Below are 15,423 nucleotides of genomic sequence, written 5' to 3'. Positions count from 1 at the left end.
TGATTGATAAAGGGTTTGGCATTCGATAGGAATGCTAAATCCTTTTTATTATGTGACAATTTTCCCCTTAATCTCAGAGTATGGTTTTGTCAGAATTAAGAAAAAAATTAGCAATTTTCCTAGCTTTTCTATTGCTTTATCTATTAAAAATTGTTATATTAAAAGTGTAATTATTTTTATAAACGTTAAGCATTGCACTTTTCAGATAGAAAGGAGTATTTTTCGAACAAGAAATGTAAACGCTTACGGAAATCGATGAAAGGAATTAGGAGTTAATGGATAAACGATTTTTTGAAAAACGCTGTACATACAGTATTCGTAAATTTGCACTAGGTGCTGCTTCAGTTATGATTGGGGCTAGTTTTTTTGCTACTGCTCCAGTAATGGCTAACACACCAACAGTTGGCTCAACAGATAATTTGCCAAGTGAGCTTGCTGATCTGGATAAAAAAGCGAGCGATAATGGACGGGAGTTCGATAAAGAAGCTGCAGCAGCAAATCCGGGTTCTGCTGAAACAACGGAAGGACCAAAAACTGAAGAAGAATTACTAGCTCTTGAAAAGGAAAACAAAGAAACTACTGACAAGTTGCCGAAAGAATTGGAAGGCAAAGTTGAAAAAGCTACTGATAATGGTAAAGAGGTAAATAAAGACCAATTAGCTCAAGATACTGGTAGTCTTGTTCCTGACGATGTTGCCAAAACAAAAAATGGAGAATTGAACTATGGCGCTACTGTTAAGATTAAGACTCCATCAGGAGAAGGTAGTGGTATTGTCATTGGTAAGGATCTTGTTTTGACTGTTTCTCACAACTTTATCAAGGATCAGCAAGATGGAAATATCCGTAAGGTTGTGGATAATGATAAAGGGGATGGCGATATTTTTAGTATATCCTACCCTGGTTTAGATGATGTAAAATTTAGCAAGAAAGATGTGATTCACTGGGATCGAGATGGCTATCTAAAGGGCTATAAGAACGATTTGGCTCTTGTAAGATTGCGTACAGTTCTTGAAAATGCTCCTGTAGAAGTTACTGAAAAGCCAGTTGTTAAGAAAGTTGGGGATAAAGTCAATATGTTTGGCTATCCTGCTGGTAAGTTGGCACCAGTTATTAACAGTGCTGTGGATTTTGCTGAATCTTATGGTGAAGGAGTCCAAGGAGTTGGTTATCAAGGTGGACAACCAGGTGCTAGTGGTGGCGGTATCTTTGACACGGATGGTAAATTGATTGGTGTTCATCAAAATGGTGTGGTTGGAGTCCGTAGTGGAGGAATTCTTTTCTCTCCAGCTCAATTAAAATGGATTCAAGATCATATTAAGGGAATCTCTAGTTCAAAACCAGCGAATTTAGAGGAAACTGAAAAACCAGTTGAAGAAAAGCCAAAAGAAGATAAGCCGAAAGAAGAAAAACCAGCAACAGCTAAGCCAGAGACACCAAAGGCAGTCACTCCAGAATGGCAAACTGTAGCAAGAAAAGAACAGCAAGGGACTGTAGCCGTTCGTGAAGAAAATGGTGTCCGATACAATAAGCTATCTTCAACAGATCAAAATGACAATGCCAGCAAACCAGCCTTGTTTGAAAAACAAGGATTGACTGTGGATGCGAATGGGAATGCGAATGTGGATCTCACTTTCAAAGAAGAATCTGAAACAGGCAAATCACGTTTTGGTGTCTTCTTAAAATTTAAAGATACAAACAATAATGTCTTTGTCGGATATGATAAATCAGGTTGGTTCTGGGAATACAAGACACCAGGTAATAGCACATGGTATCAGGGTGGTCGTGTTGCAGCTCCAGTAAATGGCTCAGTGAATCATCTGACTATTAGCTTAAAATCAGATGGTCAGCTGAATGCAACAAATAATGATGTAAAACTTTTTGATACAGTTACTTTGCCAGCTGCTGTTAATGAAAATCTTAAAAATGAAAAGAAAATCTTACTTAAAGCTGGTACATATGGTACTGAAAAGACAGTTGTGAATATTAAGACTGACAATCAAGACGGAGTTCAAGCTACTGAAGCCACTGCTGAAAAAGAAACTGGTACGGTGGTAGATGATAGTAAAGTTACTTATGATACCATCCAGTCTAAAGTGCTAAAAGCAGTGATTGACCAAGCCTTTCCACGTGTCAAGGAATATACCTTGAATGGTCATACTTTGCCAGGACAGGTTCAACAGTTCAATAAAGTATTTATCAATAACCATAAAATCACTCCTGAGGTTACTTATAAGAAAATTAATGAAACAACTGCAGAATATGAAATGAAACTCCGTGATGAGGCTAATCTTATCAATGCGGATATGACAGTTCGTCTGCAAGTTGTAGACAATCAATTACATTTTGATGTAACTAAGATTGTCAACCACAATCAAGTCACTCCAGGTCAAAAGATTGATGATGAGAGAAAATTAATCTCAACAATTAGTTTCCTTGGTAACGCCCTCGTATCTGTTTCAAGTGACCAAGCTGGTGCTAAGTTTGATGGGGCAACTATGTCAAACAATACGCATGTCAGCGGGGATGATCATATTGAAGTAACCAATCCAATGAAGGACTTGGCTAAGGGTTACATGTATGGATTTGTTTCTACAGATAAGCTCGCTGCAGGTGTTTGGAGTAATTCTCAAAACAGCTACGGTGGTGGCTCTAATGACTGGACTCGTTTGACAGCCTATAAAGAAACAGTCGGAAATGCCAACTATGTCGGAATTCATAGTTCTGAGTGGCAATGGGAAAAAGCTTATAAGGGTATTGTCTTCCCAGAGTACACTAAAGAACTACCAAGTGCTAAGGTTGTTATCACAGAAGATGCCAATGCGGATAAGAAAGTGGACTGGCAAGATGGTGCCATTGCTTATCGTAGTATCATGAACAACCCTCAAGGCTGGGAAAAAGTCAAGGATATCACAGCATATCGTATCGCGATGAACTTTGGTTCTCAAGCACAAAACCCATTCCTTATGACCTTGGATGGTATCAAGAAGATCAATCTCCACACAGATGGTCTTGGACAAGGTGTTCTCCTTAAAGGTTATGGTAGTGAAGGTCATGACTCAGGCCATTTGAACTATGCTGATATTGGTAAACGTATTGGTGGTGTCGAAGACTTCAAGACTTTGATTGAGAAAGCGAAGAAGTATGGAGCTCATCTAGGTATCCACGTCAACGCTTCTGAAACTTATCCTGAGTCTAAATACTTTAACGAAAATATTCTTCGTAAGAATCCAGATGGAAGCTACAGCTATGGTTGGAACTGGCTAGACCAAGGTATTAACATTGATGCTGCCTATGATTTGGCGCATGGTCGCTTAGCTCGCTGGGAAGAATTGAAAAATAAACTTGGTGAAGGTCTCGACTTTATCTATGTGGACGTTTGGGGCAATGGGCAATCAGGTGATAATGGTGCCTGGGCTACCCACGTTCTTGCTAAAGAAATCAACAAACAAGGCTGGCGCTTTGCGATTGAGTGGGGTCATGGTGGTGAATACGATTCTACCTTCCAACACTGGGCAGCTGACTTGACTTATGGTGGCTACACTAATAAAGGTATCAACAGTGCCATCACGCGCTTTATCCGTAACCACCAAAAAGATTCTTGGGTTGGGGACTACAGAAGTTACGGTGGTGCAGCCAACTATCCACTTCTAGGTGGTTACAGCATGAAAGACTTTGAAGGTTGGCAAGGTCGTAGCGACTACAATGGCTATGTAACTAACTTGTTTGCTCATGATGTCATGACCAAGTATTTCCAACACTTTACTGTAAGCAAGTGGGAAAACGGTACACCAGTCACTATGTCTGATAACGGTAGCACTTACAAATGGACTCCAGAAATGCGAGTGGAATTGGTAGATGCTGACAACAATAAAGTAGTTGTGACTCGTAAGTCGAACGATGTCAATAGCCCACAATACCGTGAACGTACAGTAACTCTCAACGGACGTGTCATCCAAGATGGTTCAGCTTACTTGACTCCTTGGAACTGGGATGCAAATGGTAAGAAACTTCCTACTGATAAGGAAAAAATGTACTACTTCAATACGCAAGCTGGTGCAACAACTTGGACACTTCCGAGCGATTGGGCAAATAGCAAGGTTTACCTTTACAAGCTAACTGACCAAGGTAAGACAGAAGAGCAAGAATTAACTGTAAAAGATGGCAAGATTACCCTAGATCTTCTAGCAAATCAACCATATGTTCTCTACCGTTCAAAACAAACCAATCCTGAAATGTCATGGAGTGAAGGTATGCATATCTATGACCAAGGATTTAACAGTGGAACTTTGAAACACTGGACTATTTCTGGAGATGCTTCTAAGGCAGAAATTGTCAAATCACAAGGCGCAAATGAAATGCTTCGTATCCAAGGCAACAAGAGCACAGTCAGTCTTACTCAGAAACTGACTGGCTTGAAACCAAATACTAAGTATGCCGTTTATGTTGGTGTTGATAACCGTAGTAATGCTAAGGCAAGTATCACAGTGAATACTGGTGAAAAAGAAGTGACTAGCTATACCAATAAGTCACTAGCTCTTAACTATGTTAAGGCCTATGCCCATAATACTCGTCGTGACAATGCTACAGTTGACGATACAAGTTACTTCCAAAACATGTATGCCTTCTTTACAACAGGTTCAGATGTATCAAATGTCACTCTTACTTTGAGTCGTGAAGCCGGTGATGAAGCAACTTACTTTGATGAAATTCGTACCTTTGAAAACAATTCAAGTATGTACGGAGATAATCATGATACAGCTAAAGGAACATTTAAACAAGACTTTGAAAATGTCGCTCAAGGTATTTTCCCATTTGTAATTGGTGGTATCGAAGGAGTTGAGGATAATCGTACTCACTTATCTGAAAAACATGATCCATATACACAACGTGATTGGAATGGTAAGAAAGTCGATGATGTTATCGAAGGAAATTGGTCATTGAAGACAAATGGACTAGTGAGCCGTCGTAACTTGGTTTACCAAACAATTCCTCAAAACTTCCGTTTTGAAGCTGGTAAGACTTATCGTGTAACCTTTGAATACGAAGCAGGCTCTGACAATACCTACGCCTTTGTAGTCGGTAAGGGAGAATTCCAATCAGGACGTCGCGGTAATCAAGCAAGTAATTTGGAAATGCATGAACTACCAAATACTTGGACAGATTCTAAGAAAGCTAAGAAGGTAACCTTCCTCGTAACAGGTGCAGAAACAGGCGATACTTGGGTAGGTATCTACTCAACTGGTAACGCAAGCAATACTCGTGGAGATTCTGGTGGAAATGCGAACTTCCGTGGTTACAACGACTTCATCATGGATAAACTTCAAATCGAGGAAGTCACTCTAACAGGTAAAATGTTGACAGAAAATGCTCTGAAGAACTACTTACCAACGGTTGCCATGACCAACTATACTAAGGAATCTATGGATGCCTTGAAGGAAGCTGTCTTTAACCTCAGCCAAGCAGATGATGACATTAGTGTAGAAGAAGCGCGTGCTGAGATTGCTAAGATTGACGCTCTGAAGAATGCCTTGGTACAAAAGAAAACAGCCTTGGTAGCAGAAGACTTTGAAAGTCTGAATGCTCCAGCTCAAGCGGGAGAAGATTTAGCCAACGCCTTTGATGGTAACTTGTCAAGTCTATGGCATACGTCTTGGAATGGTGGAGATGTTGGCAAACCTGCAACTATGGTCTTGAAAGAAGCGACAGAAATCACAGGCTTCCGTTATGTGCCACGTGGATCAGGTTCAAATGGTAACTTGCGTGATGTGAAATTGGTTGTGACAGATGAGTCTGGTAAAGAGCATACTTTCACTGCAACTGATTGGCCAGATAACAATAAACCAAAAGATATTGACTTTGGTAAGACAATTAAGGCTAAGAAAATTGTTTTGACAGGTACCAAGTCTTATGGAGACGGTGGGGATAAATATCAAGCCGCTGCTGAGTTGATCTTTAGTCGTCCACAGGTGGCAGAAACAGCTCTTGATTTGTCAGCTTATGAAACAGCTTTATCAAAAGCTCAAAAATTGACTAGCAAGGAAAATCAAGAGGAAGTAGCAAGTGTAGTAGCCAGCATGAAATATGCTACGGATAACCATCTCTTGACTGAAAGAATGGTTGCCTACTTTGCAGAATATCTCAACCAATTACAAGATCAGACTGTGAAACCAGATGCTCCTACAAGTAGCAAAGGTGAGGAGGCAGCACCAATTCTCGAAGTGCCTGAGTATAAAGGTCCGGTTGGAACAGCAGGTGAAGAAGCAGCACCAATTCTTGATGTACCTGAGTATAAAGGACCAGTTGGAACAGCAGGTGAAGAAGCAGCTGTCAATGAAGTTTCAGAATACAAAGGCGGCGTTAATGCAGCAGAAGCAGTTGTCAATGAAGTTCCAGAATACAAAGGTGGAGTTAATGCAGTAGAAGCAGCTATCAATGAAATTCCAGAATATAAAGGCGGAGCTAATGCAGTAGAAGCCTTAGTTCATGAATTGCCAGAATATAAAGGCGGAGCTAATGCGGTAGAAGCTTTGGTAAACGAAAAGCCAGCCTACACAGGACTATTGGCTACAGCAGGAGATCAAGCAGCACCAACTATTGAAAAACCTGAGTATCAGATTAGTCAATTGGGCCAAGGTAAACTTTCAGAATCTAAAACTTCAGTTTCAACAGAAGATAAGAAGAGATTGCCAGAAACGGGAGAAAGCCAATCGGATACAGCTATCTTCCTAGCTGGCGTCAGTCTTGCCTTATCTGCTGCTGTCCTTGCGACAAAACGAAAAGAAAATTAAAGAAGACTGAATTTTATAACTTACAGGAACTAGAATTCAGACAGAAATAACTTAGTTGGAGAGAACCTCTAGGTTCTCTCCATTTTCAAATGGAAAATGAGACCGCTTACTGTAATAAGTGGGAGAAAGGAATAGGAGAAAGATGGATAGACATTTTTTTGAAAGACGCTGTCACTATAGTATTCGAAAATTTGCAATTGGTGCAGCCTCTGTAATGATCGGTGCTAGTATCTTTGGTGCAAATGTAGTGCAAGCTGCAGAGACAGTTGGAACACCTGAGAAAGAAGGAACAATCACACAAGCTCAGCCTTTAGACAAGTTGCCAGATGATTTAGCAGCTGTTTTAAAGAAAGCTGAATCAGAAGCGACGGCAGATACAGGTCATGATGAAAATCATGAAAATACTGCAGGAACAAGTCCTGCAGCAACTGAAGAAACAAGCCCTGCAGCAACTCCAACAGCTCCCAAACCAGCTGAGACTCTGAAGCCGGTTGAAACACCAAAAGCAGATTCTAAACCTGTAGAACCAGCTACACCTACAATCAAACCGGTTGAAAATCAAATTGAAGATAGAGAAGATCGTAACCACTTAGAAGGTGTCACTGTCCAAGCAAACGACTCAGAAACTGGAACTCCTTTTACTGCTGACAAGGCAGTAGATGGGGATCCTGATACTCGTTGGGCAACAAATCCAAATATTAACAAACCAACTTTCGAATTAACTCTTCCAAAAACTACACTTATTAGACATGTGGAAATTGATTGGGATCGTCGTGTTCGCAATGGTCAAAATGATCCAAATATCAAATCTTGGAGTCTCTACTATGCAGGTCAAGATGATGTAAATGCTAGTGGAGAAAAACAATGGAAACTAGCTCATACCAAGACTGGAGAACCTGTTTTAGATGAGAAAGTTGACTTAGCCAATAGTATTCAAGCTAAATATCTCAAGTTAGAAATCAATGACTATCAAGCGGGCACAATGGGCTGGAGAAACGTTGGTATTCAAGAAATTCGAGCTTATTCGAATATCCCTGATCCAACTAAAGTGACAGATATTCGCCAAGTTACGGAATTGACAGTTGCTAAGGATGGACAATCTTTAGTACTTCCAACTTTACCAGGAAAAGTCAGTCTTATAGGTAGCAACAAACAAGGTGTGATTGACCTTCAAAATCACATTTATAAGCCTCTGACTGATCAACGCGTTAAGGTTATGGTAGAGCAAATTAAAGATTCACATACCTTTACTAAAGAATTTGAAGTAGTCATCAAAGGACTACATCAGGATGAAGGTGTGGGTATCAAACCAAAAGTAGCACCAGCTGTTCAACAATGGTATGGAAAAGAAGGTCAATCTTCTATCACTTCAGATACAGTTCTTGCGACGGGGGATTCCGGCTTTGAACAAGCAGCAACCTTCTACCAGTCAGACCTTGCCAGCCGTGGATTGGAACTTGCGACAGGTGACAAGCAGGCTCAAAAACGAATTGAATTTAAAAAAGTTGAAAATAAGGGGTATGGTAAGGAAGGCTATGGCATCATGATTCAAGATGGTGTCATTACCATCGAAGCTGCAACGAACATAGGAGCCTTCTATGCTACTCGTACTCTTCTTCAAATGGGGGAAAGCAATCTCCAAAATGGAGAAATTCGTGATTTCCCAAGCTTCAGTCACCGTGGCTTTATGCTAGATACAGGTCGTAAATTTATTCCTTATGACACCCTTGTAGACATCATGCTTAATATGGCTTACTACAAGATGAACGACTTGCAGTTGCACCTCAACGATAACTATATCTTCCTAAAAGAGCACTTAGCAGGTAAGAACCTAACACAAGAAGAAGAGCTTAAGTACGTTCTAGAACATGCTAAGACAGGTTTCCGTGTAGAGACAGATATTGTCGGTAAGAATGGTCAAAAATTAACATCAGATGAGCACTATACTAAGGAAGAGATGCAAAATCTGATTAAACTTGCTAAGGCCTTGCATATCAATCTAGTACCTGAAATTGACACACCAGGTCATGCTCTGTCATTTGTCAAAGTTCGTCCAGACCTCATGTATCAAGGTAGCCTGAGCGATTACAGAGGTAAACATAATGTAGAGCGAGTAGCCATGCTCGATCTAGATAATAAATACGATGAAACGCTGGCTTTTGTCAAATCAGTTTATGACAAACTTCTTGATGGTCCAGATGCACCACTTCATGGGGTGTCTACTGTTCATATCGGAACGGATGAATACTACGGAAGCAGAGAAAGCTATCGTCGTTATGTCAATGACCTTATTAAATACATTAAAGGGAAAGGCTATACACCTCGTATTTGGGGGTCGCTCAGTGCGAAACGAGGTAAAACAGCGGTTGATTGGAAAGATGTAGAAGTTGATATCTGGAGTATTGGCTGGCAGCAACCAAAAGAAGCTATTGCTCAGGGAGCTAAGATTATCAACATAACAGATATTCCAACTTATAGTGTACCAAATGGTGATAATCGTCAAACAGCTTATGGTGACTATGCTAACTATGAGACACAATACAATAGGTGGACACCAAATGATTTCCGAACAGGTCATGGTCCACTTCTAGAAGCATCAAATCCAAATGTAATTGGTGGGGGTCACGCAGTTTGGAATGACAATATTGATTTTCATGAGACAGGTTTGACATCTTATGATATCTTTAAACGCTTCTTTAAGAGCATGCAAACAACTGCAGAACGCACTTGGGGATCTGACCGTGCGGCTGCGACCTTTGCAGAACGTACCCTACCAACGAGCCCTTATGCGCCACAGTCAAATCCTGAAAAAGAGATTGATCAAAGTGATTTATTTACTATCAATCCTGAAACAGTGAAAAGCTATGCAAGTAAGAAGGTGAAGACAAGCGAGCAAGGATTGGCTTTTGAGAAAGATAGTAGTATTGAAGGCCTGGTAGGTGACGTTGGTCCAAGTCATGTCTTGAAGTTTGATGTAACTGTCACTGGAGACGGTGAACAAATCTTCTCAACAAGTGGAGACAACCGTATCTATCTAGCTGATAAAGACGGCTATCTTGCTTATCAATTTGAACAGTTCCATATCCAATTCAATAAAAAACTTGAAAAGAACAAACGTTATCAAATCTCTATCGTGACCAAGCCACAATCAACGGAATTCTATGTGGATGGTGAGAAGATTGAACGTATCGCGAATCCAGCTCACCCTCGTTTTGCTCACAATAGCTTGGTTCTACCGCTTGAAAGCATCGGTGGGTTCAAAGGAATTTTACATAGTGCAGAGTTGACAGATAAACCATTTGTAAATCCTCGTTTGATTCCAACAGATCATTTCACAGTTTCTGCAACTAGTCAAGAAACACCAGGAACAGCGACTGAAGGAGTTGTTGAAAAAGCCTTTGACAATGATCCGAATACATTCTGGCATACTAAATGGACTGGTGATACTGCTCCGTACACTCTTTCCATGACCTTGAAAGAAGCAGAAAAAGTCAATGGTTTGACTTATCTCCCACGTCCAGGTGGTGGAAATGGAGTCGTTACTCGCTACGAAATCTACGCACAAAAAGATGGCCAAATGGTCAAGGTTTCAGAAGGAAACTGGGACAACAACGCTCAAGAAAAAACAGTCAACTTTGCGGCGGTTCATACCAACAAGATTGAGTTGAAAGTTCTATCAGGTGTTGGGGGCTTTGCAAGTGCAGCTGAAGTTCATCTATTGAAACCTATCAAAGAGGGACAAGAAACACCAGAACCAGAACAACCATCTACACCTGAAACTCCAAAAGTCGAGCAAACAGGTGATGGAACAGTTGAACTAGCGGATCAATTCACTGCAAGCAAACCAGCTAGCGAAGATAGTATTGCAGCTGCCAGCAAGAGCGCAGATTATCTCAAGAAAGAGTACAAGGTCTTCCCAACTCCACAAAAAGTGACTTATGGAGAAGGAGTAACAGCTCTTCGTAAGCAAGTCAATCTGGTAATGGGAGATCAACTCGATATTTATACTCGTAATCGCTTGAAGAGTGTCTTACAGGACAATCAAGTATCCTACACTACTAGTCAATCAGCAGTTGCTGGCGCAACTAATATCTATCTTGGAGTGCATGGACGAGGCTCACAAGCAGAACAAAACTTATCTAACGTTTCAGCAGGTCTCTTTGACAAAATTGATGCTTATGCTCTGACCATCAAGGATAATTCGATTTCCATCGTCGGAAAAGACACAGATGCGGTCTTCTATGGTTTGACAACCTTGAAACACATGCTCAAGGAGAGTCAAGTTCCAGTTCTTCGCAATGTGACAGTGGAAGATTTCGCTGAAATCAAGAACCGTGGTTTCATCGAAGGTTACTATGGAAATCCATGGTCTAATGCAGATCGTGCTGAACTCATGCGTTTTGGTGGCGATTTGAAATTGACCCAATACTTCTTTGCACCAAAAGATGATCCATACCACAACAAGAAATGGCGTGAGCTTTACCCAGAAGAAAAACTGGCTGAAATCCGTGAACTTGCTCGCGTCGGAAATCAAAGTAAAACTCGCTATGTCTGGACCATTCATCCATTTATGAACAACCGTATCCGCTTTGGTAATGAAGCGCATTACCAAGAAGACTTGGCAACCATCAAGGCTAAATTTACCCAGTTGATGAAAGTGGGTGTCCGTGAATTTGGTATTCTAGCCGATGATGCACCAAGCCCAGTTGGAGGCTACAATAGCTACAACCGCTTGATGCAGGATATGACCAACTGGTTGACAGAAATGCAAGGAACTTATAGCGGTCTTCGCAAAGAAATGATCTTTGTACCTGGTCAGTATTGGGGTAATGGGCGTGAAGCAGAGTTGAAATCTCTAAATGAAAATCTCCCAAGTTCAACCTCTATGACCTTGACGGGTGGTAAGATTTGGGGTGAAGTTTCTGAAGGCTTCTTATCAACTCTCAAGAACAATCTAACTGCAGGTGGTAAAACTTATCGTCCAGTATCACTTTGGGTGAACTGGCCAGTTACAGATAACTCTAAACAACACTTGATTCTAGGTGGTGGTGAAAAATTCCTTCATCCAAATGTAGATCCAAGCTTGCTGTCTGGTATCATGTTGAATCCAATGCAACAGTCTGAACCATCTAAGATTGCTCTCTTCGCTGGAGCTCAATATACATGGAAACAGTGGAAATCAGAAGAAGAAGCTAAGAAACTCAATGACATTGCCTTCAACTTTGTTGAAAATGGTCATTTTGAAGATAGCAAGGTATCAGCAGCCTTCCGCGAACTTGGTAAGCATATGATTAACCAAAACATGGATGGTCGTGTCGTTAAACTAGAAGAATCAGTTGAATTAGCTCCAAAATTGACAGACTTCATGACTAAGCTCAAAGCGGGTCAGGATGTAACTGCAGAACGTGCAACCTTGCGTGCAGAATTTGCCAAGATTAAAGAAGCGGCTGAACTTTATAAAGCATCAGGTGATAAAAAAATGGTTGCACAGATCCACTATTGGTTGGATAATGCAATCGACCAAATGAATGCCCTTGATGCCTTCCTAACAGGAACAGAGGCTATGGCTACAAATGATGCAGCCAAACTTTGGGATAGCTACTATAAAGGTTTGAAATTGTACGAACAGTCTCAAACTCATACCTTCCATTATGTAGACCATCTTGAAAAGGCTGAATTGGGTGTTCAACATATCCGTCCATTTATCCTATCCTTGAAAGAAGTTCTAGCGTCTGAAGTTCAAAAAGTCTTGCATCCAGATCAAATCATCAGCACCTTTATTACCAATCGAACAGGTGTAGAAGGTGGTTTGGCAGAAGTAACGGATGGTGACTTGGCAACTCATGCTTTGATTAAATCACCAAATAGTATTAAGACAGGTGATTATATCGGTATGAAATTTAACAAACCGGTAGATATCCAAACATTGACCTTTGCTATGGGAACTCAGGCAAATCCACGTGATACCTTTAGTAAGGCTGAAGTGCAGTATCAAGATGAAAAAGATAATTGGGTAAGTTTGAAAGAACCAACTTATGTTGGTAATGAGTCACTTGTTCAGTTTGAAAATCTTAACATCAAAGCTAAAGCAGTGCGTATGATTGCTACAGAAGATCGTGATGACACCTGGTTTGCAGTTCGCGAGATTGCAGTAAATCGTCCAGTAGAGAACGCTCGTAAACAACAAACTGCTACAATTAGCCTCAGCTCAAATCTAGTTTATAAATTGAGAACATCAGCAAGTCAAATTACTGATGGTAAAGATAATACAGAAGCTATGATGGCAAATGCTGACGGCAGCAATACGACTCCAGTAGATGCCTGGGCACAACTTGACCTAGGTGAAGTCAAGTCAGTCACTAAAGTTCGTCTTCGCCAAGGAACTGGCGATAAACTTGCCGCAGGTGTACTTGAGTACTCTACAGATGGATCTGCATGGCAAGAGTTAGATCGCCTATCAGGAGAACAAACTAAGGAAGTGACTAGAGCTATCAATGCTCGTTACATCCGAGTACGCAATACCAAGGCAAGTGACCTTTGGTGGCGTATCCAAGACTTCTCTGTTGAGACACGTTCTGGAAATAGCGACTTAACAGACACCAACGTGGATGCCTTGAAGGAAACACCAGTAGTGGATAGCTTGGGCAGTTACGAGCTTCAAATTCCAGCTGGAACTAAACTTCCTGCTCATAGCTATTTAGGTATGAAGCTTGACCGAATCCATCAAGTCAAGAGCATCCAGCTCCAAGGCCAGGCCAACCCAGCCCTAAGTCTAGAGTACTCTGTAAATGCGCAAGAATGGACACCAGCTAGTCAGCTGACAGACAGATCTGTCGCAACCCACTTGGTACGTTATGTTCGTCTTGTTAATAAAACAGACCAAGAACAGGCTGTTCCATCAACTTCTCTCCTTGTAACGACTAAAGAAGTGCAACCAACCAAACTAGAATCTACAACTATGGGCATTCATCCAATATATGGAAGTAATGATGTTCGTAAGATTAATAACCTAGATCAATTGTTTGATGGTGTGTACAACAACTTTGTTGAGTTTTCAGACTATGCCCATAAAGATGGCCATGTAACCTTGAAACTTGGTAGTGAACGCACTATCAAGAAGATCAGAGCCTACATCCAAGACGGAACTCAAAACTATCTTCGTGATGGTAAAATCCAAGTCAGCCAAGACGGTAAAACTTGGACAGATGTTGTGACAGTAGGAGATGGTGTGGCTAATAGCCAACACGATGATTCATTGACAGATGGTTGGACACATGATTCTAAGATGCCAGGAAATCGTTACATCGAGGGTGAATTGACAACACCAGTCAAAGCAAACTATCTTCGTGTCCTCTATACAGCTGACTATGATGCTCGTTTTGTAGGATTTACAGAATTGGTAATTAATGATGGCGAATTTGTCAAACCAATCAATGATCCAACTGTAGAAGGAAACGGTGGCGAAAGCCGTGGAAACTTCTATACAAACCTCGTAGATGGAAAAGTCTTGACCAGCTACAAAGCAGAACAAGATAAGGGAGAAATGGTTTATCACTTGTCTGAACCAACTAATGCTAACCATCTTCGTCTCGTTTCAAGTCTTCCAGAAGGTGCTAAGGCACGTGTTCAAGCTCGAACACTTAAGGATGGTCAAGAGAGCTGGACAGACCTCGGTGCCATTACATCTAGTCTCCAAACCTTTGCTATCCGAAATGGTGGTTCTCTTCTAGATGTTAAACTGGTCTGGGAAGGTGGCAAGGCTGAGTTTTATGAATTGGCGAGCTTCTATCAAGAATTGACAGAAGAACCGGTTCAATCAAGCAAGGGTGAAGAACCAGCACCAGTGCTTGAGGTACCTGAATTTACAGGTGGTGTAAATGCAGTTGAAGCTTTGGTACATGAGCTACCAGCCTACACAGGTCCATTATCAACCGTAGGTGACCAAGCTGCACCGACAGTAGAGAAACCAGAGTTTCAGGGTGGTGTGAATGCAGTTGAAGCTTTGGTACATGAGCTACCAGCTTATACAGACCCATTGTCAACCGTAGGTGACCAAGCCGCTCCAACAGTAGAGAAACCAGAGTTCAAGGGTGGAGTCAACTCCGTTATGGCCTTGAAACACGAACTACCAGAGTACACAGGTCCATTGTCAAGCGTGGGCGATCAAACTGCACCGACGGTAGAGAAACCAGAGTTCAAGGGTGGAGTCAACTCCGTTATGGCCTTGAAACATGAGCTACCAGCCTACACAGGTCCATTATCAACCGTAGGTGACCAACCAGCACCGACAGTAGAAAAAACAGAGTTTAAACTAAGTTCGTTAGAAAAAGCTCAGACTCCAGAAGCACCAGTTCAAGTTGTCAAGGAAGACAAGAGATTGCCAGAAACTGGTGAAAAACAGTCAGAAACAGCTATTTTCTTGGCAAGTGTTGGACTAGCTCTATCTGCTATCTTTGTAGCAAAAAGTAAAAAAGATTAGTTGTATATGACAATTAAACTCTCCCTTAACAGTATTCTAAACCAGTAGAGTGTATAGAACAAAAAACCTGAGAAGTACAATTGACCTTCTCAGGTTTTTATTATCTAATTATTGATTGAACAAAGAACAGATTGAAAAACCACCCAATTTTTGGGT

General features: G+C 41.1%; 2 protein-coding genes. Both read left to right on the top strand.

What is annotated here, in order from left to right:
- Nucleotides 1-275: 275 nt before the first annotated feature.
- Nucleotides 276-6,788 carry a SpGH101 family endo-alpha-N-acetylgalactosaminidase gene (locus N8M66_RS03440; RefSeq protein ID WP_261045676.1) on the top strand — a complete coding sequence of 2,171 codons (6,513 nt, stop codon included), beginning with the start codon at nucleotides 276-278 and terminating at the stop codon, nucleotides 6,786-6,788.
- 142 nt (nucleotides 6,789-6,930) lie between these two features.
- Nucleotides 6,931-15,267, top strand: a complete 8,337-nt coding sequence (locus N8M66_RS03435) for an SIALI-17 repeat-containing surface protein (protein WP_261045675.1) — start codon at nucleotides 6,931-6,933, stop codon at nucleotides 15,265-15,267.
- The last annotated feature ends 156 nt before the right edge of the window (nucleotides 15,268-15,423 follow it).

This window comes from Streptococcus mitis, from assembly GCF_946188585.1.
GTDB lineage: Bacteria > Bacillota > Bacilli > Lactobacillales > Streptococcaceae > Streptococcus > Streptococcus mitis_DG.
This window is presented reverse-complemented; position numbering and strand designations above follow the sequence as displayed.

Excerpts from the sequence above, each read along its gene's own strand:
- N8M66_RS03435 (WP_261045675.1), top strand. The coding sequence starts at position 6,931 with ATGGATAGACATTTTTTTGAAAGACGCTGTCACTATAGTATTCGAAAA.
- N8M66_RS03440 (WP_261045676.1), top strand. The coding sequence starts at position 276 with ATGGATAAACGATTTTTTGAAAAACGCTGTACATACAGTATTCGTAAA.